This is a genomic window from Paraburkholderia sp. 31.1 (assembly GCF_014397645.1).
Lineage (GTDB): Bacteria > Pseudomonadota > Gammaproteobacteria > Burkholderiales > Burkholderiaceae > Paraburkholderia > Paraburkholderia tuberum.
In genome coordinates, this window is sequence record NZ_VZQN01000009.1 from 145,648 (window position 1) to 167,051 (window position 21,404).

The following is a 21,404-nucleotide window of genomic DNA, read 5'->3' on the forward strand; positions in this document are numbered from 1 at the left end:
GGTGTTCATACCGTCCTCGGCGATCCGCCATAGAATAGATGTATCCGGCAGCGTTTCCCAAGCCATCGCGGGACGCGCTGCGGCTTGACCCGCGGCCGCCAGCGCCGGCTGATTCCTCCTGCCGGCACGGCGGCGTCCTCACTTCTCCTGAACCATGGCGCACACGCGCCCTGAAGGCCCGAACATGACAACCGCACTCGACCAACTCAAGCAATACACCACCGTGGTGGCCGACACCGGCGACTTCCAGCAGCTCGCGCAGTACAAGCCGCGTGATGCGACCACCAATCCGTCGCTGATTCTGAAGGCCGTGCAGAAAGACGACTACCGGCCGCTGCTCGAAAAGACCGTGAAGGCGCATGCGTCGAAGCCGGCCGGCGCGATCATCGACCAGTTGCTGATCGCCTTCGGCACCGAAATCCTGAAGATCATCCCGGGGCGGGTGTCGACCGAAGTCGACGCGCGCCTGTCGTTCGACGTCGAAGGCTCGATCGCGAAAGGCCGCGAGCTGATCGCGCTGTACAAGGAACACGGCATCGAGCGCGACCGCGTGCTGATCAAGCTCGCGTCGACGTGGGAAGGCGTGCGCGCGGCCGAGGTGCTGCAGAAGGAAGGCATCCACTGCAACATGACGCTGCTGTTCTCGCTCGTGCAGGCCGCCGCCGCCGCGGAAGCTGGCGCGCAGCTGATCTCGCCGTTCGTCGGCCGCATCTACGACTGGTACAAGAAGAACGCCGGCAGCGCGTGGGACGAAGCGAAAGACGGCGGCGCCAACGATCCGGGCGTCAAGTCGGTGCGCCACATCTACGCGTACTACAAGAAGTTCGGCTACAAGACCGAGGTGATGGGTGCGAGCTTCCGCACGACCTCGCAGATTCTGGAACTGGCCGGCTGCGATCTGCTGACGATCAGCCCCGACCTGCTGCAGAAACTGCACGAGAGCACCGACAAGGTCGAACGCAAGCTGTCGCCGGAGACATCGCACGACGCGGACATCGAGCGCGTGCCGGTCGACGAGAAGTCGTTCCGCTTCCTCCTCAACGACGAAGCGATGGCGACCGAGAAGCTCTCCGAAGGCATCCGCACGTTCGCCGCGGACGCGGTGAAGCTGGAAAAGCTGATCGACACGATGCGCTGAGGCGCCGGAGGCGGCGGGCGTGGCTGGCTGAGTGGCGCTCACGCTCGCCGCGCGGCTCCGCGCGAGTCCCATCCATGACAGGCGGCGCTGGACCTCACGGTTCAGCGCCGCTTCTCGTTTACGCTGCGTCGCCACCGGCGACATAGCGTCACGATCGACGCGCCGCCACCGACTACAATCGACTCCACGCCCCTCCCCGCCGCCGCTGGCGAGGAACGACGGCGCCCGCCCAACGCCTGACCATGGAGACGATCATGCACGTTCAGCCCTATGTGTTCTTCAACGGCCGTTGCCAGGAAGCGCTCGATTACTACACCGACAAGCTCGGCGCCCAGGTGACATTCAAGATGCTGTTCAAGGAAGCGCCACCGGACGCGCACAATCCGCCACGCCCCGAACTCGCCGACAAGATCATGCACGCGAGCGTGCAGTTGGGCTCGAGCACGTGGATGGCTTCCGACGGCAACTGCGATCCGGCGGCCGGCCCGTTCAATGGCTTCAGTCTGTCGCTGACCGTCGATGACGGCGCGTCGGCGGAAAAATGCTTCAACGCGCTCGCCGATGGCGGCCAGGTCGTGATGCCGTTCCAGCAAACGTTCTGGAGCAAGGGCTTCGGAATGGTGGTGGACCGCTTCGGCATGATGTGGATGGTCACACTGCCGCCGCAGGTTTGAGGCTTAGGGGCAGGCCAGCGCTAGCGCCTACCTACCACGCGTCGCCCGCTCGTGCCGCTCGATGTTCCAGTTCGGCTCGGTCTCCAGCAATAGCGCGCGCAACCGGTCTACCTGCTCCGCGAGCCGCTGACCGAGCCAGTACGGCCCTTGCCAGTCGGGCGGCAACGCGGTGGCCACGTCGCCGTGCCCCTTCCCGAGCGGCGCCGCGGCCGGAATGCCAAAGCGCGACGGACGGCCGAAACGCAGCCCGCGCGCGGTGGACAACAGGATCGCCCGCACGGCGCGCACCTCGGCGCCGCAATGCGCTGCGTAGGCGGTGCGCGCGGCGGCATCGGCGTTCATCAGCGGCCCCGTGGCAAGCAGTTCCAGCGAGCTGAGCACCGAGCGATGCAGCCGCTGGATCTCCTCGAGCCTCGACTGCGGCACGTCGATTTCCTTCGCGACCGACGGCATCAGCGAGCGCAGTTGCACGAGCCGCTTGTTGATCCGCAGGAAGCGCTTGATCTGCTCCTCCTCGGTGATCGTTTCGCCGTCGAGCAGCCGCGCGTAGATGCCCGCGCATTCGCGCAGATTGGCGGCGAGGCCGTAGCGCCACGAATACGTCGCGTGCAGCGGAAACGCGAACGAAAACGCCAGCGCGATGACGATTCCGATCAGCACGTTCAGCGTGCGCCACAGGCCGACGTCGATCAGATTGTCGCCGTGGCCCGCGACGATGCACATCGTGATGGCGGTCAGGAGCCCGATATAGCCGGACGAGCCAATCGCGAACCACGCGCAGATCGACGCGATGATCGCCTCCAGCACATAGGTGAGCGGCAGCGAACCGATGAAGTGCTGTTGCACGATCAGCAGGAGCCCGATCGATGCGCCGAGCAGCGTACCGGCCGCGCGTTCGGCCGCTTTCTTGCGGATATTGCCGTGATGCTGCAAGCCGCCGATCACGACCAGCAGCGTTACCGACGACCAGATGCCGTGCGGAATATCGATGCCGGTCGTCGCGAGAATCGACACCAGCATCGCGAGGCCGACGCGCAGGCTATGCAGCACCTTGGCGTGCCGGTAGCGGTAGTACGGCGACGTGACCGCGCGCACCATCCGGCTGAGCGCCGCGCGGCGGGAAATCAAAGTGGGAGTATCGGCAGCAGCCATGGCGGCGCGCGGCGAACGCGTGAAAGGACGGTTCCGCTATCCTGCCCTGGAGTGCCCCGCAAACACAAACGCCCGCCAACTTCCGTCGGCGGGCGTTGCGTGTTTCAGAACGTGATTTGCAGCTGGAATCAGCCTTCGACGATGTCCAGGTAGTCCTCCGGACGCGTACGGTCCTCGGCGCGCTGCATGCCCACCGCGCGCACGACCAGGCTCACGACGACCGACACCACGAGGTTCACGACCAGCGACCACACGGCCGCATAGCCCGGAATCGCCATGCCGAACAGATGGATCGTGAAGATCGAGCTCGCGAGGTTCAACGAAATCGCCATCCACGTGCCGGTCGCGATACCTGCCGCCCAGCCGAGCAACAGACCCCGGTAGTCGAGCACGCGCGTGTAGAGACCCAGCACGATCGCCGGCAGCGTCTGGATGATCCAGATCCCGCCGAGCAGTTGCAACTGGATCGCGTACGTGAGCGGCAGACCGAGAATGAACGCCACCGCGCCGACCTTGACGATCAGCGACACCAGCTTCGCGACGTTGGTCTCCTGCTCGTGCGTCATGTTGCGGTTGACGAACTCCTTGTGCACGTTGCGCGTGTACAGATTCGCCGCCGCGATCGACATGATCGCCGCCGGCACCAGCGCGCCGATACCGATCGCCGCGAACGCGACGCCGACGAACCACGACGGGAAGAAGTGCAGGAACAGCGCCGGCACTGCGAAGTTCGGGCCGAAGGCCTTGAAGTACGGCGCGAACTCCGGCATGTCCTTCACGCCGGCCGCGAGCGCCATGAAGCCGAGCAGCGCGAGCAGGCCGAGCACCAGCGAATACGCCGGCAGCAACGCCATGTTGCGGCGGATCGTGTTGCCCGACTTCGACGACAGCACCGCGGTGATCGAGTGCGGATACAGGAACAGCGCGAGCGCCGAACCCACCGCGAGCGTCGCGTACGCGCTATAGCCGTTCAGGCTCGACACGTCCGGCGACTTCAGCAGCAGCTTGGCCGGCGGGACCGCGCCGAAGATATGGCCGAAGCCGCCCAGCTGCGGCGGAATCACGATGATCGCGGCGAAGATCGTCACGTAGATCAGGATGTCCTTGACGACCGCGATCATGGCCGGCGCGCGCAGGCCCGACGTGTACGTGTAGGCCGCGAGGATCGCGAATGCGATGATCAGCGGCAGATCGCCGACGAAGCCGGTCGTGTCGAAACCGAGCGCGCCGATCACCACTTCGATACCGACCAGTTGCAGCGCGATGTACGGCATCGTCGCGACGATGCCGGTCACCGCGACCGCGAGCGCGAGCATGCGGCTGCCGTAGCGGGCCGACACGAAGTCCGCCGAGGTCACGTAGCCGTGCCGCTTCGCGACGCTCCACAGCTTCGGGAATACGACGAACGCGAACGGATAGATCAGGATCGTGTACGGCAGCGCGAAGAAGCCCGTTGCGCCCGCACCGAACACGAGCGCCGGCACCGCGATGAACGTGTAGGCGGTGTACAGGTCGCCGCCGAGCAGGAACCACGTGACGATCGTGCCGAAGCGCCGGCCGCCGAGACCCCACTCTTCGAGATGCGCGAGATCGCCGCGCCGCCAGTGGGCCGCGACGAAGCCGAGAATCGTGACGCCGATGAAAAACAGAACGAAGACGAAAGTTGCAATGGGGTTCATCGTTGCGCGCCCCCGTTCGTGCGACCCGTATAGCGGGACCTGGTCTTCGAATAGACGAACGCGGTGATGACCGCGCTGATCAGCACCCACAGCAGCTGATACCAGTAGAAGAACGGGAAATCGAACAGCTGCGGCTCGATCCGGTTGTAGGACGGCACCCAGATCATCGCGATCCACGGTAGCAGCAATAGCCAGAGCCAGTGCTTGCTGGCTTTCTTCACGTCGGCGTCGTGAGCCATGACGTCTCCTGTTTCCTATTTAGAATTTATCTGCCCGCGGTCGACGGGAGGTGGGACTCAGCGGGTGGTCGTCCCGCGGTCAGCCACGGGCTCCCCGAAAGCTTCGAAAGAGTATAGGAGTGGCGAACTCCCGGTCAAGCAGGGACGACCCGAGGCGCGTCGGGTCCAACAACGCGACGGAAGCGCCAACGATGCAGGCTGGATGACGTTGCGGCGTAGACGTGAAAAAAATACCGGAAGCAAAGCGGCCGTGCCGACCGCTACGCCGGTACGGCCGCTTCATCCTCCGTGCGCTGATCAGATCGCAAACGATGCGCCCGTCTGCCCGGTCGATTCGCGCAGGCCCTTGATCCATTTGCGCGCCGGCAAGCCGAGCTCGGCTTCGATCAGCTTCGCGCGCGCCTCTAGCGCGGTGAACGGCACGTCGAGCGCGGGGCCCGAGAAGGCGATCGCGATACGGTTGCCGTCGTGCACTTCGGGCAGCGCGACGACGCGACCGTCGAAGGCTTCGTTCAGACGCTTCATGTTGCGCACGAAGCTCGGATGATCGCCGAACAGATTCACCGTGACGATGCCCGCGTCGGTCAGACACGCACGTGCCGCACGGTAAAAGCCGACGCTGTCGAGTACTGGGCCGCGCGCGGTCGCGTCGTAGACGTCGATCTGCAGCGCGCCGATGGTGCCGTGGTTCGCGCTCTCGTTGACGAAGTCCCACGCGTCGCTTTCATGCACGCTCAGACGCGCGTCGTCGGGCGGCAGTTCGAACATCGTGCGCGCGGCCACGACGACCGCCGGATTCAGTTCGACGGCCTCGACCTTCGCGCTCTTCAGGAAGCGGTGCGCGAACTTGGTCAGCGACGCGGCGCCGAGCCCGAGCTGCACGATGCGCTTCGGCGTTTCGAGGAATAGCAGCCAGGCCATCATCTGCTGCGCGTATTCGAGTTCGATGTGATCGGGCTTGCGTAGACGCATCGCGCCTTGCACCCATTCCGTGCCGAAATGCAGGTAGCGCACGCCGCCCTCTTCGGAGAACGTCACCGGTGCGAAGCGCGGCTTGCGCGGCGCTTCGATTTGCGGCGCGTCGTGTGCGTCGTGCTCGACGGTGCCGCTCGCGTTGCGCGTGGATTTGGGCGCCTTTTTGTGGGCCATTTGCTGTTTACCGCCGATGGCTTGGGCGTCGCGGTTACGGAAAGCGCGCGCCTCGGCCGAAGCGCGCTTGATCAGATTCGTCATGTAGGGATGTCGCGCGACAGGCGCAATATTTTTGGTCGAACGAGAGCATAGCATTCGCTGCGGTTCGCTCATTCAAATCAACCGCTCACAAACTGCTTTCAACGAACTCACAACACGCCCACGACGAAGCCGAATTTAGTTCGGCATCCTCGAAGAACCAAAAATTTTTGCGGCCGCTGGGTCGCGGCCAACCTGCGCCATTACGCCACGCGCAAACGATTCACGTGGCGCTTTATCGCCGTTTTCCGTCACCAGCCGCAGCTTGCAGCGCATTTCCTCCTGGTGCGGCCCTCTCCCGCCGGTTAAAGAGTCCCCTGCCCAATGTCGTAAACGGGCGTACGAGGAATGGCTGTCGACCCGTGCGATGCAACGCATCGCGTCGCACGGCCGCGACTACAAATCAGCGCTGCAGGGGAATTACTTTGAATCGTCAACAGTCCTGGACGCGCACAGCAGCGCCCGGCGAGATCATCTATTCCGAGGGCTACTCGGGTGAGGCCGTGGTCTTTCTGATCACGGAGGGCAAGGTCGAACTTTCTACTCGCTGCGACGACAAGAAGGTCGTCGATTCGTTCGATGTACTCAATCAGATCGCGCAGGGACTGCAAAAGGATGCGACGGGGAATGTGCTCGTCGAGGGGCATACCGACAGTGTGCCGATTTCGACCGCGAAGTATGCGTCCAACTGGGAGCTGTCGTCGGCTCGCGCGGGCGCCGTGGTCAGGTATCTGGTCGAGCGCGGGATCGAGCCGCATCGGCTAACCGCGATCGGACGGGCGGACAATTTTCCGCTGGTCGCCGGCAATGACGCGGCGGCAAGAGCGGCCAACCGGCGGGTCGCGATCGTCGTGCAGTATTGAACGCGTTCGCCGGTAGCATTGGCCGCCCTTCCCTGCTACGAGCCGCCCACCGGCGGCTCGTCTTCACATCACATCACCTCACTTCACGCATCAGGTCATTCGACGCGTACCGCCCCAAGCGCCTCGTTCAGCGTGCGGCTCGGCCGCATCACCTCTTCGAGCTTGTTGAAGTCCGGCTTGTAATAGCCGCCGATGTCCGCCGGCGCGCCCTGCACCGACGCGAGCTCCGCCACGATCACCTGCTCGTTGGCGGTCAGCTGCGTCGCGAGCGGCGCGAACTGCGCGGCGAGCGCGGCGTCGTCCGTTTGCGCGGCCAGCTCCTGCGCCCAGTACATCGCCAGATAGAACTGGCTGCCGCGATTGTCGAGCTCGCCCGTCTTCGGGCTCGGGCTGCGATTGTTGTCGAGCAGCTTGCCGGTTGCGGTGTCGAGCGTCTTCGCGAGGATCTTCGCCCGGTTGTTGCCGGTCTTGATGCCCAGTTCTTCGAGCGACGCCGCGAGCGCGAGGAACTCGCCGAGCGAGTCCCAACGCAGATGGTTCTCTTCGACGAGCTGCTTCACATGCTTCGGCGCCGAACCACCCGCGCCGGTCTCGTACATGCCGCCGCCCGCCATCAACGGCACGATCGACAGCATCTTCGCGCTCGTGCCCAGCTCCATGATCGGGAACAGGTCGGTCAGATAATCCCGCAGGATGTTGCCGGTGACCGAGATCGTATCGAGCCCGCGCACGACGCGCTCGAGCGTGTAACGCATCGCGCGCACCTGCGACATGATCTGGATGTCGAGGCCCGTGGTGTCGTAATCCTTCAGGTAGGCCTCGACCTTCCTGATCAGCTCCGCTTCGTGCGGGCGATACGGGTCGAGCCAGAACACCGCGGGCATGCCGGAATTGCGCACGCGCGTGACCGCGAGCTTGACCCAATCGCGGATCGCCGCGTCCTTCACCTCGCACATGCGCCAGATGTCGCCCTGCTCGACGTTCTGCGTGAGCAGCACCTCGCCGCTGGCTAGATCGACGATGCGCGCCTCGCCGTCTTCCGGCACTTCGAAGGTCTTGTCGTGCGAGCCGTATTCTTCCGCCTTCTGCGCCATCAGGCCGACGTTGGGCACGGTGCCCATCGTGACCGGATCGAACGCGCCGTTGGTCTTGCAGAAGTTGATGATCTCCTGGTAGATGCGCGCGAACGTGCTCTCCGGGATCACCGCCTTGGTGTCTTTCGGACGACCGTCGGCGCCCCACATCTTGCCGCCGAGGCGAATCATCGCCGGCATCGACGCATCGACGATCACGTCGTTCGGCGCGTGCAGGTTCGAGATGCCCTTCGCCGAATCGACCATCGCCAGTTCCGGACGATGCTCGTGGCATGCGTGCAGGTCGCGGATCACCTCCTCGCGCTGCGATTCCGGCAGCGTCTCGAGCTTCTCGTACAGATTGACGAGGCCGTTGTTGACGTTCACGCCAAGTTCCTCGAACAGCTTGCCGTGCTTCGCGAACGCGTCCTTGTAGAACACCTTCACCGCGTGGCCGAAGACGATCGGGTGCGAGATCTTCATCATCGTCGCCTTCACGTGCAGCGACAGCATCATGCCGGTCTTGCGCGCATCTTCCATCTGGTCTTCATAGAACGCTAGCAGCGCCTTCCTGCTCATGAACATGCTGTCGATGATCTCGCCGTCCTGCAGCGCGACCTTCGGCTTCAGCACGATCGTCTTGCCGTTCTTCGTGACGAGTTCCATCTTTACGTCGCGCGCGCGATCGAGCGTCATCGATTTTTCGCCGTGATAGAAGTCGCCGTGCCGCATGTGCGCGACGTGCGTGCGCGACGCCATGCTCCATTCGGCCATGCTGTGCGGATGCTTGCGGGCGTAGTTCTTCACCGCGGCCGGCGCGCGACGGTCCGAGTTGCCCTCGCGCAGCACCGGATTCACCGCGCTGCCGAGACACTTCGAGTAGCGCTGACGGATCGCCTTCTGTTCGTCGGTCTTCGGATCTTCCGGATAGTCGGGCACCTTGTAGCCCTTCGCTTGCAGTTCCCTGATCGCGCTCGTCAGTTGCGGCACCGATGCGCTGATGTTGGGCAGCTTGATGATGTTGGTGTCGGGTAACGAGGTCAGGCGACCGAGTTCCGCGAGGTTGTCGGGCACCCGCTGCGCTTCGGTCAGAAACTCGGGAAACTCACCGAGGATGCGGCCCGCGACCGAGATGTCGCTGGTCTCGACCTCGATGCCGGCCGGCCTGGTGAAGGTCCGGATGATCGGCAGGAACGCGGCCGTCGCAAGCAGCGGCGCCTCGTCGGTGAGGGTGTAGATGATGGTCGGTTGCTGGGTCGTCATTGCTAGGCTCTGGGCGGGCGGTTGAGAGGCATCTCGCACGTGATACGGGCAGGATGCGCAAACGTCGATCAGGAAAACGACAACGCTAGGACACAAACGCTGTGCGTGGCGGATGGCGACGCGGGGCCCTGGAACGCCAAAGCGGAACGATTAAGCGAACACGGCGGACTGCGTCGCGCAGCGGGTCGCACGGTTGGATTCTGCCTCATTTTTGGGCTGCCAGGAGAATTCGGAATGTGAACAACGGGAGCACACATGGACACGGCAGAGCAAATGACGATAGCGGCTGACTGGATACGCGAAGCCGACGGCATTCTGATCACGGCGGGCGCAGGCATGGGCGTCGATTCCGGGCTACCCGACTTTCGCGGCGATCACGGATTCTGGGCGGCTTATCCGGCGTTAAAGACCGGCGGAATCAATTTCCATGACATTGCCAATGGAACGGCCTTCCTGCGTGATCCGGTCCGCGCATGGGGTTTCTACGGCCATCGGCTCAACCTGTACCGGCGCACCGTCCCGCACGCGGGTTTCGAGATCTTGCGCCGCTGGGCATCGGCGAAAAGAAGCGGCGAGTTCGTATTCACCAGCAATGTGGATGGCCAGTTCCAGAAGGCCGGTTCCGCCGACGATCGGCTGTTCGAATGTCACGGATCGATCCATTTCCTGCAATGCGGACAGTCCTGCAGTACGCCTGAATAAATCAGAACCCGAATTTCATCCGTCGCCCATTCCTCTCCCTGTTGTCGCCTGCTAGCGTGGCAGTCCCGACAGCTACGGAGAAGTTCGGAATGTCGTATCAACAGGATGCGGACGGCGTGCGCGTGGTGCTCAGTGCGCCGCAATTGGCAGCGGTACTGGCAAGGCAGTCAATCACCCAGACCGAAATGCTTTCCAACCGGCTATGGGGCGGATTGCAAATCGTCGGTGGCGTGCTGGAAGTGGTCGGCGCAAGTGCGTTGTGTGTGATCCCGGAACCGACCATGCTCACCAAGGCAGGGTGTGTCGTGTTCGGCGTACATGGTTCTGATACGGCGGCGGCTGGTTTGCGTCAGGTCTGGACGGGCCAGGATACGGCCACATTGACCCAGCAGGGCACGACGAAGCTGGCCGAGGCAATGAAGGCAAGTCCTGACATGGCCAACAATATCGGATTGTCACTTGACATGGTTGTGCCGTTCAGCTTTGCCGGGTCAATCAAGGCGGTGCGGGCTGCGCGTATCACGATGGGCGAGATCAACCTGAACATGCATGAAGCGAAGACGCTTCGCGGGGTTGGCGGGCATACACTTTTGAAGCATGTGGGAAAGGATGAGGCCTGGTTGCGACAAAGACTGAAAGATGAGCCACGGATAAAAGCGGCGACATCATTTAAAGACCAGAAGACTGCCGAGAAAGCCATTTCGGAAGTGATGATGGGCGAAACTTCCCGCATCAGATCTTGGTCCCAGTCTACGACGAGTGCTCCGTTGCGTTTAACAAGGCACATATCTGGGGACGTGGGTTACGGGGTTGTCAGGAAGACAGGACAATTTGCGAAAGGAAACAAGGTTTTGGTGGTACTTAAGCGGGAGATATACAATGGAATGCCCTATTACGTCCTGACGGCATTCATCGACTTATGAGACGCAGTTATGAATGAAAATCCGCTGTACCCCGAACTAAACCAGCTCTTTGGTGTGTACCTTAACGAGGATTTTTCGTACTGGGGTAACACCATCAAAGTGATCGTAGGTTGCTACAGAAGAGATAGTTCACAAGAGAGTTTAAAGAACATACTTGCTGAAATTGAAAACTTCGAGAGAGAGAACTTTAGCAATCTGGACGATGCATTCGAAGAGGCGTATGGCTCCCAGTTCGGCCCGGAGTTGTGGGGTTACACCACTGCTTCCTTCCTTGACGAATTGAAGCGGCTACTGAGTGAGTAGGCAATTGCTCGGGACAGACTATAAAGAAGGCCCGCCATTGTCGCGGGCATTTTCACGCACGCGCCCCTCAACACGCAGACAGGGAGTGAAGACTTATCGTATGGTTGACGGTGAGGAATATGGCAATCTGACGGGGTTGATTCGCTCTCGTTTCCACGAAGATTTTGACCTTTTCGGAAACTCAGTAGAAGAACTCGTTTCTTCCTATACCGCGAAAATGTCAACGACTGACATTGACGCGCTCATGTCTGACATAGATTCATTCAAAGCCGACTATCCAGAGACGTTGGACTCAGAGTTCAAGGAGCGGTTTGGCCGCCAGTTCGATCCTGTTTTGTGGGGCTACACGACAGCTTCCCTCCTTGATGAAGTAAAACGGTTACTGAGTGAGTAGGCAATTGCTCAGGACCGGACCCGCGACGAGAGACTGACGCCAGTCGCGCCATCGTGCATGCCAAGCGTGCGAACATTCGCACCGGTACAATCCTCCGATATCGATGTTCCCGCAGATCTGCCAAACCAAGCCGGAGCGTGTGATGGACGGCGATACCCGGAAAGCCCAATCCGACTGGATTTCCCGTTCGGAATCCACCCACGGAGTCGAACGCATCGAAGCGTTTTTCCACGGCAACGCGTACTCCATGCATCGGCACGACACCTACGCGATCGGCCTGACCCTCGCCGGCGTCCAATGCTTCCATTACAGGCGCGGTTTGCGCACCAGCCTGCCCGGACAGACCATGGTCCTGCATCCCGACGAAGTGCACGACGGTCAGGCCGGCACGAACGAGGGATTTCGTTATCAGATGATTTACGTGCAGCCCGCCGCGATCCAGGAAGTCCTCGGCGGCCGCCCCCTGCCGTTCGTCGAAGGCGGCGTCACGACCGATCCGCGCCTGTTCGAAGCCACGCAGACAGCGCTGCGCCAGATGCGTGGCGACGCGGAGCCGCTCGAACGTGACGACGCGCTCGCCGGTCTCGCGCTCGCGCTGAATAACGCCTCGGGCGCGCAGCAGACGCGCAAGTCCGCGGATTTCGCGGCAGCGCAGCGAGCACGCGAATATCTGCACGCATCGTGCACGCACACCGTCACGCTCGATGACCTTGCCGTCGTCAGCGGGCAGGACCGCTGGAGCCTGTCGCGCGATTTCCGAACTTTTTACGGCACCAGCCCCTATCACTACCTGGTCATGCGCCGGCTCGAAGCCGCGCGCGCGATGATGCTGCGCGGCGTTTCCCTCGTGGACGCGGCGGCGGCAGCCGGCTTCGCCGACCAGAGCCACATGACCCGACATTTTCGCCACGCATACGGGATCCCGCCCGCACGTTGGCTCGCGATGACGAGCGATCGGCGCGCCGGCTAACGCAAGCTTGCACGATCGTTCAAGACACTCGCCGGCGGCGGGACTATGCTCTGTTCCAGGTATCATCCGAATGGAGCCACCATGCACAGCGATTCCCAGCCGACACCCGAGCAACGCGGCCAATACAAGACCATCAACCTGCTCGACAAGATCAGTCAGATCGACGACCACTGGCAGCCGCGCGTCGTGGCTGAAATGAATGACTATCAGTTCAAGGTCGTAAAGATAGCCGGCGATTTCGTCTGGCATCGGCATGCCGATACCGACGAGACGTTCATCGTCCTCGCAGGCCGGTTGCGCATCGACTTCCGCGACCGCTCGATCGAACTGTTTCCCGGAGAAATGGCGGTGGTACCAAAGGGAGTCGAGCACAAGCCGTATGCCGAGTCCGAGGTGAAGCTGCTGCTCATCGAACCGCGCGGCGTCGTCAATACCGGCGATACGACCACCGAAAGAACGGCCGAAAACGACGTATGGATCTGAGAGCCGCCATGCAAACGCCGCGGCCGATCGTTCGCGAAGCCGTTTTCCCCGCCGACACGCACAACCTCGTCGCCGTGATCCGCGAGTATGTCCGCTGGCTGGATATGGATCTGTCGTACCGCGGATTCGATGCAGAAATGGACGCGTTCGAACACGTTTATACGCTGCCATCCGGCATGTTCTTCGTCGCCGACGCCGGCGGCGAGCTCGCCGGTTGCGCGGGGCTGCTGCGCCATACGGCAGAGACTGCGGAAATCAAACGGCTCTATGTTCGTGAAGCATTCAGAGGGTTGTCGCTTGGCGAAACGCTGGTCACATCGGTGATCGGGAAAGCGAAGACATTGGGATTCTCGACGCTGGTTCTCGACACGGTCCCGCAAACCCGTTTTGCACAGCGCATCTACGAGCGGTTAGGGTTCGTCGAAACCGCGCCCTACTACGAGAATCCAGTCGAAGGCACACGGTTTCTTGCGCTCGATCTATGACCGCGAATGGCATCCTGTCGGTCGATCAGACCCAGGTTAGCCGTCGCCATATGTCCAGCTTTTGAGCGTATGAAACCGAGGCATGGGCGGGACTGCTCGATGGCAAACGGACAAGCCGATATTGCACTCCCCGCTCGCCCAACGCTTTCAGCCCGATTTTGGCCGCCGTCCCCCCGTTGAAGGCGATGGTAGCCAGTTTCGGCAGCGTATCGATCAGAGCAATCAGATCGTTGCTGGCATGGTCGCGAATCCGGCTATCCAGGCTTCCTGCTCGACGAGCCTCGGCAACGACATCCCATAGTCCGATATGGTGTTCGAGCAACGTCTCGAGACGCGTCGAATAGTCCATATCAACCAGATCCCGTTCTATCGCTTCACCGACCAGTAACCAGAATTTGTTCTGCGGGTGTGCGTAGTATTGGCCGTGAGCCAACGACACCTCGCCCGGCAAGCTACCGAGGATCAAGACCCGCGTATCAGCGTCGACGACAGGCGCAAAGCAACGCTTGAACGACATCAGCGGCTCCGCTCGTCGGCGCTACGCGGCACGCTGTGCGCACGCGACGCGGTGTGATCGAGCGGACGACCGTGCTCGCGCACCCGCGCGTGCGCGATATGCGCCGCGCCGGTGCCCGACGCGGCAGCGTGCGCGCGAGCGGCCGCGTCCAACGCACGCAAATGCTCCCACAGTGCCGGCAACATGCATTCGGTCACCATCAAAGGCGCGCCATGCCGCTCGAACACCGAGCGACGCGCCACCAGCGCATGCGGCGCATGCCGAGCGCCGCCGTCGATTTCAAGCGCGGCCAACCGATACAACGGATGCCGCTGCCCCACCCTGCGGCTCACCAGCGACGAACGCGCGACGCTGCTATCGCTATACAGCAACTCCGCGAGCGGCCGGGTGCGCAGCCGGCGCGTCGCCTGCCAGACGCCGACGCTCGCGGCACGCGGCGTCACGCTATGCGCGGCGACGAACGGCACGCCATCGACCGACAGCACCACTTCGCGCACCCACACCGGTGCGCGCGGCGCGAGTCCGAGCGCGGCGGCTTCGTCGGGCCACGGCAGCGCGACGGCTTCGCGAGTCACGCGCACCGCGACCGCGCCGAGCGCGCGCAGGTGCGCGGTCAGTGAACCGCCGCGGGTCAGCCAGTCTTTCTGGGCGGCGCTGAAAGTGGCCAAAGGCGCGACGCGCCAGTGGGCGTCGGCAGGATCGAAACGGATAGGCATGGTGTCGGATTATAGCGGCGTGCTCCGACGGTAATTTTTCGCGGCAACGACCGCGGCGATCGTGCGCGCGGCTTCAGCCAGGGGAGCCGACGCAAACCAGAAGGCAAAAAAAAAATGCGCTGCCGAAGCAGCGCATTTCTCAACTACCGGGCGTCAATCCAGCAACGACATCAACGCTTTCGGCTCACGCTCAACCCGCGCGCGACAGCAGCAACGCATTGGTCCGCTTCACGAAGCTCGCCGGATCTTCCAGCGCGCCGCCTTCGGCGAGCAGTGCCTGATCGAACAGCAGATGGCACCAGTCATCGAAATTCGCGCTATCGGCATGCAAACCCTTCACGAGGGCATGCTCCGGATTCACTTCGAGAATTGGATGGAACTCAGGCGCCTGCTGGCCCGCGGCCTTCAGCATGCGCTGCAGGTAGCCGCTCATTTCGCCGTCGTCGGCAACGAGGCACGACGGCGAGTCGGTCAGGCGGAACGTCAGACGCACGTCCTTCGCCTTGTCCTTCAACGCTTCCTTCATCTTCTCGACGAGCGGCTTGAACGCTTCGCCGATCTTCTCCTGCGCCTCTTTTTCCTCGTCGTTCAGCGCGCCGAGATCGAGGTCGCCGCGCGCGACGCTTTGCAGCGGCTTGCCGTCGAATTCGTTGAGGAACGACAGCATCCATTCATCGACGCGATCGGTCAGCAACAGCACTTCGACGCCCTTCTTGCGGAACACTTCGAGATGCGGGCTGTTCGACGCGGCCTGCCACGTGTCGGCGGTCACGTAGTAGATCTTCGTCTGCTCGGGCTTCATGCGAGCGACGTAGTCGGCCAGCGACACGGTCTGCTCGGCCGTGCCCGTATGCGTCGTCGCAAAGCGCACGAGCTTCGCGACGCGCTCGCGATTGGCGAAGTCCTCGCCGATGCCTTCCTTCAGCACCTGGCCGAATTCCTTCCAGAAGCCCGCGTATTTTTCCTTATCGGCGTCGTTGTCCGCGTTGGCCAGTTCTTCCAGCATCGACAGCGCGCGCTTGGTCACGCCTTCGCGGATCGCCTTCACGTCGCGGCTTTCCTGCAGGATTTCGCGCGACACGTTGAGCGGCAGATCGGCCGAATCGACCACACCCTTCACGAAGCGCAGGTACGTGGGCAGCAGTTGCTCGGCGTCGTCCATGATGAACACGCGCTTCACGTACAGCTTCAGTCCGCCGCGCTGCTCGCGGTTCCACAGATCGAACGGCGCGTGCGCCGGCACGTACAGCAGTTGCGTGTACTCGCTGCGGCCTTCGACGCGGTTATGCGTCCACGTCAGCGGATCTTGATGATCGTGCGAGATGTGCTGGTAGAACTGCTTGTATTGCTCGTCGGTGATGTCGTTCTTCGAACGGGTCCACAGCGCGCTCGCCTGGTTGACGGTCTCGTCCTCGTCCTTCGTGACCATCTCGCTCTTTTCCGCGTCCCACTCTTCCTTCTTCATCAGGATCGGCAGCGCGACGTGGTCCGAGTACTTCTGGATGATCGACTTCAGCCGATACGACGACAGCAGTTCGTCCTCATCGGCACGCAGATGCAGCGTGATGGTCGTGCCGCGCGCGGCGCGCTCGATCGTCTCGACCGCGAAATCGCCTTCGCCCGCGCTTTCCCAGCGCACGCCTTCCGAGGCCGGCAAACCGGCGCGGCGCGTCTCGACGGTGATCTTGTCCGCGACGATGAAGCCCGAGTAGAAGCCCACGCCAAACTGGCCGATCAGCGCCGCGTCCTTCTGCTGGTCGCCCGACAGCTTGCCGAAGAATTCCCTAGTGCCCGAACGCGCGATCGTGCCGAGGTGCGCGATCGTCTCGTCGCGGCTCATGCCGATGCCGTTGTCGTCGATCGTGATGGTGCGCGCGGCCTTGTCGAACGACACCCGAATCCGCAGGTTCGGATCGTTCTCGTACAGCGCGCTGTTTTCGATCGCCTCGAAGCGCAGCTTGTCGGCCGCGTCGGACGCGTTCGAAATCAGCTCGCGCAGAAAGATTTCCTTGTTGCTGTACAGCGAATGGATCATCAGTTGCAGAAGTTGCTTCACTTCTGCCTGAAAGCTCATGGTTTCTTGTGCCATGGTCGGACTTCCTCTCTGTTGCGAATTGGGGGATGAGCGGCGGCCGAAGCGGATTCCAACCGCGGTTCGGGCTCGCCGTGCCGGAGCGCCGGACCGCCGGATCGTCCGCGCAAATGGGGACGCTCCGGCGCGGTTTCAAGAGGCCCGGCGCGCGACGCCGTCGAGATAACGGCTTAGGAACGCCGGTAATTCAGGATCGCCGCAATTGGCGATGTTGAAGCGCATCCACGTGCTCGGCGACTGCTGCGGCGAAAACAGCCCGCCCGGCGTCAGCAGATAGCCGGCTTCGTGCCCGGCCGCGGCGAGCGCGCCTGCGTCGACGCCGGTGTCGGCCCACAGGAACATCCCGGCCGTCGGCGTCAGAAACAGCTTCATGCCGGTCTTCTCGATCATCCGCACGGCCTTCTCGCGCACGCCGTCGAGCCGTGCGCGAATGCGCTCGACGTGCCGCCGGTAGTGGCCCTCGGTCAGGATTTTGTAGATCACGCGCTCGTTCAACTCCGGGCTCGTCATGCCGACCAGCATCTTCTGATTGGCGACCACCATCGCGACCTCTGCCGCGCATGCGATGAAACCGACGCGCAGATTCGGCGCAAGCGTCTTCGAGAAACTGCCGAGGTAGATCACGCGCTTTAGCTGATCGAGGCTCGCGAGCCGTGTACCCGCGTAGCTGGGCGGGCACAGGTCGCCGTAGATGTCGTCCTCCACGACGATGAAGTCGTACGCCTCGGCAAGCCGCAGGATGCGGAACGCCTGCGCGGCGCTCAGCGAGGTGCCGGTCGGGTTCTGCAACACCGAGTTGATCACCAGCATTTTGGGGCGCCATTCCTGGACCAGCGCTTCGAGCGCGTCGAGATCGGGGCCGTCCGGCGTGTACGGCATGCCGACGAGCCGCGCGCCCTGCGACGCGAAGCAGCCGAACATCTGGAACCACGCCGGATCGCCGACGATCACCGCATCACCCGGCTTCACGTAGATGCGCGAAATGAGGTCGATCGCCTGGGTGACGCCCGACACCATCACGATCTGCTCGGGCGACGCGCCGATCTCCAACTCCTCGAGCCGCGTCTGCAACTGCTGACGCAGCGGCAGGAAACCTTGCGCGGTGCCGATGCCGAGCATCTGCATGCCGCTTTGCCGGCCGAGCGTGCGCAGCGCGTTGGTGATCAGGTCGCCGTCGAGCCAGCGGGCCGGCAGATAGCCGAGGCCCGGGCTGCGCTCGGGCCGCGCGCCGGTGTGCAGCATGTTGCGCAGCAGCCAGACGACGTCGATATTGGCCGGCGCGGGCAGCGTCTCGGCGCGCGGGTGCAGCTCGGAGACCGTCGCCGCGCCGCCCTGGCGCTCGCGCACATAGAAGCCGGAGCCGCGCCGCGACTCCAGAAAACCCTGCGCGACGAGCCGCTCGTACGCTTCGACCACCGTGAAGCGCGACACGCCCTTGTCGAGCGCGAGCTTGCGGATCGACGGCATGCGCATGCCGGGGCGGAACACGCGCTCCTCGATGCGGCGCCGCGCCCATTGGACGAGCTGTTCGACTAGCGTCAACGACGCGGTGTCGTGCGGGGCGGGAATCTGGGTAAGCGGGACGGACATGACGGACTCCAACTGTACCGAACAGTATCGCGCCGATTGTACCGTTACTGTGCAGGTCACGGCCGTTACATTTGAATCCAGCGAGGCTGGTGACACCATGTAAATCCATACGTATGGGCCCCCGATCCGGCAAACGGTTATGCTTACGGCCCCAGCAGCGCAGCCTTCAAGCGTGGCGCGCAACTGGCCCTTGCACAGAACAGCGTTTTCCATCGATCCGCCATGACCACCCTGACAGCCCAATCGCTCAGTCTCGATCACCTCGTCGTCTCCGCGCGCACCTTGGACGAAGGCGTCCAGTACGTCGCCGATACGCTCGGCGTCACGCCGGCCGGCGGCGGCGCGCATCCGCTGATGCGGACCCACAATCGCCTGCTCGGCCTGTGGGGCGGGGTCTACCTTGAAGTGATCGCCATCGATCCGCACGCCGCGGCCGACGCAACCGATGGCACCGCGCCGCGCCCGCGCCTGTTCGCGCTCGACGACCCGGTGACGCAGGCGCGATTGGAAAACGGGCCGTATCTGTCGCATTGGGTCGCGCGCGTCGAGCGGCCGAAGCATCTGGCGACGTGGCAAGCGCAGTATCCGCAGCGCATCGCGCCGGTCGTGCCGATGACGCGCGGCGATTTCACATGGGGCCTGACGGTGCCCGACGACGGGTCGTTCCCCGCGTGGCAAGGCGCCGGCGACGGCGTGCTGCCCTCGCTGATCCAGTGGGACTCGACGCGGCATCCGTCGCAGTCGCTGGCGCCGACGAACCTCGCGCTGAAAGCGTTGAAAGCCGTGCATCCGCGGCCAGAGCTGATTGGCGAGCAACTGCGCTGGCTCGGCGCCGCGCACCTGCTCGACGTACAGCCGACCGACGGCGCGGCGGCGCTCGTCGCCGAATTCGAAACACCCGAGGGTTCTCGAACCCTCGGATAAACAGCGCGTGATTGGGCAACCCCCGTGGCAACCCCGGTGGCACCCCAGCGGCAATGGTTGGCCAGTCGCGCGATAATTGAAATTTTGACCGGTTCCAGAAATACCAGAGGAGATCATGGACCAAAGCGACCTGAAAGCCCCGACGTGGCAATTGTCCGAACGCGCGCGCAAGCTCACGAGCTCCGCGATCCGCGAGATCCTGAAGGTCACGGAACGGCCCGAAGTCATCTCCTTCGCCGGCGGCCTGCCCTCACCGGCCACCTTCCCGGCCGAGCGCATGCGCGAGGCGTCCGACCGCATCCTGCGCGACACGCCCGCCGCGGCGCTGCAGTACAGCGCGACCGAAGGTTATCTGCCGCTGCGCGAATGGGTCGCGCAGCGCTACTCGATCAACGGCGCGCAGATCCGTGCGTCGCAGGTGCTGATCACGACCGGCTCGCAACAGGCGCTCGACCTGCTCGGCAAGGTGCTGATCTGCGTCGATAGCCCGGTGCTGGTCGAAACGCCGACCTACCTCGGCGCGCTGCAATCGTTCTCGATGTACGAGCCGCACTACGTGCAGGTGCCAACCGACGAGCAGGGCCTGATCCCCGAGGGCCTGAAGCCGGAACTGACCAATGGCGCGCGTCTGCTGTACGCGCAGCCGAATTTCCAGAATCCGACGGGCCGCCGTCTGCCGGTCGAACGCCGCCGCGCGCTCGCCGAGTTCGCGAAGACCGCGCCGTTCCCGGTGATCGAGGACGATCCCTACGGCGCGCTCGACTACGCGGGCGAACCGCTGCCGACGATGTTGTCGATGGCGCCCGATCACATCGTCTATCTCGGTTCGTTCTCGAAGGTGCTCGCGCCGGGTCTGCGCGTCGGTTTCATCATCGCGCCCGAGGAACTGATCTTCAAACTCGTGCAGGCCAAGCAGGCCACCGACCTGCACACGCCGAGCTTCACGCAGCGCATCGTGCACGAAGTGGTCAAGGACGGCTTTCTCGACACGCACGTGCCGACGATCCGCGAGCTGTATCGCAACCAGTGCGACGCGATGCTCACCGCGCTCGAGCGCTATATGCCCGAAGGCGTCAGCTGGAACCGTCCGGAAGGCGGCATGTTCATCTGGGTCAATCTGCCGGCGGGCATCGACACCATGAAGCTGCTCGAGGAAGCGGTCGCGCAGAACGTCGCATTCGTGCCGGGCGCTCCGTTTTTCGCGAGCGAAGTCCAGCACAACACGCTGCGTCTGTCGTTCGTCACGGTGCCACCGGCTAAAATCGACGAAGGCGTGGCGCGTCTCGCCGCACTCGTGCGCGCGAAAATCTGAACGGCGTTAGCCGCACTGCCATCGGGGTGAAGCTTGCACGCGCGTTGCGCGCGGACTTCGCCCCGCCTGCATTCATGCAATCTCACCGAAACGAGGAAACGATATGGCTCAATCGAATGTGTACGACAAGCTCAAGGAACTCGGCATCGAATTGCCGGCGGCGGGTGCGCCGGCAGCGGCCTATGTGATGAGCGCGCAAAGCGGCAACACGGTGTACCTGTCGGGCCACATCGCCAAGAAGGACGGCAAGGTGTGGGTCGGCAAGCTCGGCGCGACGCTCTCCACCGAGGAAGGCAAGGCCGCCGCGCGCTCGATCGCGATCGATCTGCTCGCCACCTTGCATGCGCACGTCGGCGACCTGAACCGCGTCACGCGCGTCGTCAAGCTGATGAGCCTCGTCAACTCGACACTCGAGTTCACCGAGCAGCATCTGGTCACCAACGGTGCGTCCGAGCTGATCGCCGACGTGTTCGGCGAACGCGGCAAGCACGCGCGCTCGGCGTTCGGCGTCGCGCAGATTCCGCTCGGCGCGTGCGTGGAGATCGAGCTGATCGCCGAGGTCCAATAGCATCGACGCGATGTGACAATGCGTGCGGTGTCGCGCGAGATCGGCACCTGATTCACGCCGCATTGCGATTGAAACGCGCCGACCGGTGTCACGCACCGGCGGCGCGTTTTTGTT

General features: G+C 63.3%; 20 protein-coding genes and 3 pseudogenes. 14 read left to right on the forward strand and 9 right to left on the reverse strand.

Features of this window, described 5'->3' with window-relative positions; translation table 11 throughout:
* Positions 1–184 precede the first annotated feature (184 nt).
* Together tal and F6X37_RS08940 are read left to right on the forward strand one after the other, a co-directional pair.
* On the forward strand, positions 185–1,138 hold the full coding sequence (gene tal / locus F6X37_RS08935) for a transaldolase (RefSeq protein WP_187611027.1): 954 nt from the start codon (positions 185–187) through the stop codon (positions 1,136–1,138).
* Between the two features lie 254 nt (positions 1,139–1,392).
* A complete protein-coding gene (locus tag F6X37_RS08940; RefSeq protein ID WP_187611028.1) occupies positions 1,393–1,812 on the forward strand; it encodes a VOC family protein in 420 nt (139 codons plus the stop codon).
* 27 nt (positions 1,813–1,839) lie between these two features.
* On the opposite strand, the gene F6X37_RS08945 is transcribed toward F6X37_RS08940, so the two are convergent.
* From F6X37_RS08945 to F6X37_RS08960, 4 genes are all read right to left on the reverse strand, one after another.
* Entirely contained in the window at positions 1,840–2,964 is a 1,125-nt protein-coding gene (locus F6X37_RS08945; protein WP_176078895.1) for an FUSC family protein, read from the reverse strand.
* Between the two features lie 128 nt (positions 2,965–3,092).
* Complete coding sequence (gene mctP, locus F6X37_RS08950; RefSeq protein WP_187611029.1) at positions 3,093–4,643, reverse strand: monocarboxylate uptake permease MctP; 1,551 nt, start codon at positions 4,641–4,643, stop codon at positions 3,093–3,095.
* Entirely contained in the window at positions 4,640–4,882 is a 243-nt protein-coding gene (locus F6X37_RS08955; protein ID WP_184059463.1) for a DUF3311 domain-containing protein, read from the reverse strand. The genes mctP and F6X37_RS08955 overlap by 4 nt, the downstream gene beginning before the upstream one ends.
* Positions 4,883–5,179: 297 nt before the next feature.
* Positions 5,180–6,115, reverse strand: a complete 936-nt coding sequence (locus F6X37_RS08960; RefSeq protein WP_090803626.1) for a spermidine synthase — start codon at positions 6,113–6,115, stop codon at positions 5,180–5,182.
* A gap of 359 nt (positions 6,116–6,474) precedes the next feature.
* Between F6X37_RS08960 and F6X37_RS37915 the strand changes: the two are divergent.
* A pseudogene (locus F6X37_RS37915) lies at positions 6,475–6,681 on the forward strand (hypothetical protein); the annotation flags it as partial.
* Positions 6,682–6,684: 3 nt separating this feature from the next.
* A pseudogene (locus F6X37_RS08970) lies at positions 6,685–6,975 on the forward strand (flagellar motor protein MotB); the annotation flags it as partial.
* Between the two features lie 95 nt (positions 6,976–7,070).
* Here the strand turns inward: F6X37_RS08970 and F6X37_RS08975 are convergent.
* Entirely contained in the window at positions 7,071–9,311 is a 2,241-nt protein-coding gene (locus tag F6X37_RS08975; protein ID WP_187611030.1) for an NADP-dependent isocitrate dehydrogenase, read from the reverse strand.
* Positions 9,312–9,566: 255 nt separating this feature from the next.
* Between F6X37_RS08975 and F6X37_RS08980 the strand changes: the two are divergent.
* The 7 genes and pseudogenes from F6X37_RS08980 to F6X37_RS09010 form a co-directional block, all read left to right on the forward strand.
* Positions 9,567–9,998 (forward strand): annotated as a pseudogene (locus tag F6X37_RS08980) (SIR2 family NAD-dependent protein deacylase); the annotation flags it as partial.
* 104 nt (positions 9,999–10,102) lie between these two features.
* On the forward strand, positions 10,103–10,936 hold the full coding sequence (locus F6X37_RS08985; RefSeq protein ID WP_187611032.1) for an RNase A-like domain-containing protein: 834 nt from the start codon (positions 10,103–10,105) through the stop codon (positions 10,934–10,936).
* A 9-nt stretch (positions 10,937–10,945) separates the two neighbouring features.
* Positions 10,946–11,239 carry a contact-dependent growth inhibition system immunity protein gene (locus tag F6X37_RS08990; RefSeq protein ID WP_187611033.1) on the forward strand — a complete coding sequence of 98 codons (294 nt, stop codon included), beginning with the start codon at positions 10,946–10,948 and terminating at the stop codon, positions 11,237–11,239.
* A gap of 85 nt (positions 11,240–11,324) precedes the next feature.
* On the forward strand, positions 11,325–11,633 hold the full coding sequence (locus F6X37_RS08995) for a contact-dependent growth inhibition system immunity protein (RefSeq protein ID WP_316251949.1): 309 nt from the start codon (positions 11,325–11,327) through the stop codon (positions 11,631–11,633).
* 142 nt (positions 11,634–11,775) lie between these two features.
* A complete protein-coding gene (locus tag F6X37_RS09000; protein WP_187611034.1) occupies positions 11,776–12,603 on the forward strand; it encodes an AraC family transcriptional regulator in 828 nt (275 codons plus the stop codon).
* 81 nt (positions 12,604–12,684) lie between these two features.
* Positions 12,685–13,086, forward strand: coding sequence for a cupin domain-containing protein (locus tag F6X37_RS09005; RefSeq protein WP_090803614.1), 402 nt, complete (start codon positions 12,685–12,687; stop codon positions 13,084–13,086).
* Positions 13,077–13,571, forward strand: a complete 495-nt coding sequence (locus F6X37_RS09010; protein WP_260321103.1) for a GNAT family N-acetyltransferase — start codon at positions 13,077–13,079, stop codon at positions 13,569–13,571. The genes F6X37_RS09005 and F6X37_RS09010 overlap by 10 nt, the downstream gene beginning before the upstream one ends.
* Positions 13,572–13,596: 25 nt before the next feature.
* On the opposite strand, the gene F6X37_RS09015 is transcribed toward F6X37_RS09010, so the two are convergent.
* The 4 genes from F6X37_RS09015 to F6X37_RS09030 form a co-directional block, all read right to left on the reverse strand.
* Positions 13,597–14,088 carry a DNA-deoxyinosine glycosylase gene (locus tag F6X37_RS09015; RefSeq protein ID WP_187611035.1) on the reverse strand — a complete coding sequence of 164 codons (492 nt, stop codon included), beginning with the start codon at positions 14,086–14,088 and terminating at the stop codon, positions 13,597–13,599.
* Positions 14,088–14,804 carry a chorismate--pyruvate lyase family protein gene (locus F6X37_RS09020; RefSeq protein WP_187611036.1) on the reverse strand — a complete coding sequence of 239 codons (717 nt, stop codon included), beginning with the start codon at positions 14,802–14,804 and terminating at the stop codon, positions 14,088–14,090. Before F6X37_RS09020 ends, F6X37_RS09015 begins: the two co-directional genes overlap by 1 nt.
* 190 nt (positions 14,805–14,994) lie before the next feature.
* On the reverse strand, positions 14,995–16,893 hold the full coding sequence (gene htpG / locus F6X37_RS09025) for a molecular chaperone HtpG (RefSeq protein ID WP_187611037.1): 1,899 nt from the start codon (positions 16,891–16,893) through the stop codon (positions 14,995–14,997).
* Positions 16,894–17,028: 135 nt separating this feature from the next.
* Positions 17,029–18,486 carry a PLP-dependent aminotransferase family protein gene (locus F6X37_RS09030; RefSeq protein ID WP_184059480.1) on the reverse strand — a complete coding sequence of 486 codons (1,458 nt, stop codon included), beginning with the start codon at positions 18,484–18,486 and terminating at the stop codon, positions 17,029–17,031.
* A gap of 231 nt (positions 18,487–18,717) precedes the next feature.
* On the opposite strand from F6X37_RS09030, the gene F6X37_RS09035 reads away from it, so the two are divergent.
* From F6X37_RS09035 to F6X37_RS09045, 3 genes are all read left to right on the forward strand, one after another.
* Positions 18,718–19,410, forward strand: coding sequence for a VOC family protein (locus F6X37_RS09035; protein WP_187611061.1), 693 nt, complete (start codon positions 18,718–18,720; stop codon positions 19,408–19,410).
* 115 nt (positions 19,411–19,525) lie between these two features.
* Positions 19,526–20,722 carry a PLP-dependent aminotransferase family protein gene (locus F6X37_RS09040; RefSeq protein WP_187611038.1) on the forward strand — a complete coding sequence of 399 codons (1,197 nt, stop codon included), beginning with the start codon at positions 19,526–19,528 and terminating at the stop codon, positions 20,720–20,722.
* 103 nt (positions 20,723–20,825) lie between these two features.
* Positions 20,826–21,290 (forward strand): RidA family protein, encoded by a 465-nt coding sequence (locus F6X37_RS09045; RefSeq protein ID WP_090803605.1) that lies wholly within the window; start codon positions 20,826–20,828, stop codon positions 21,288–21,290.
* The last annotated feature ends 114 nt before the right edge of the window (positions 21,291–21,404 follow it).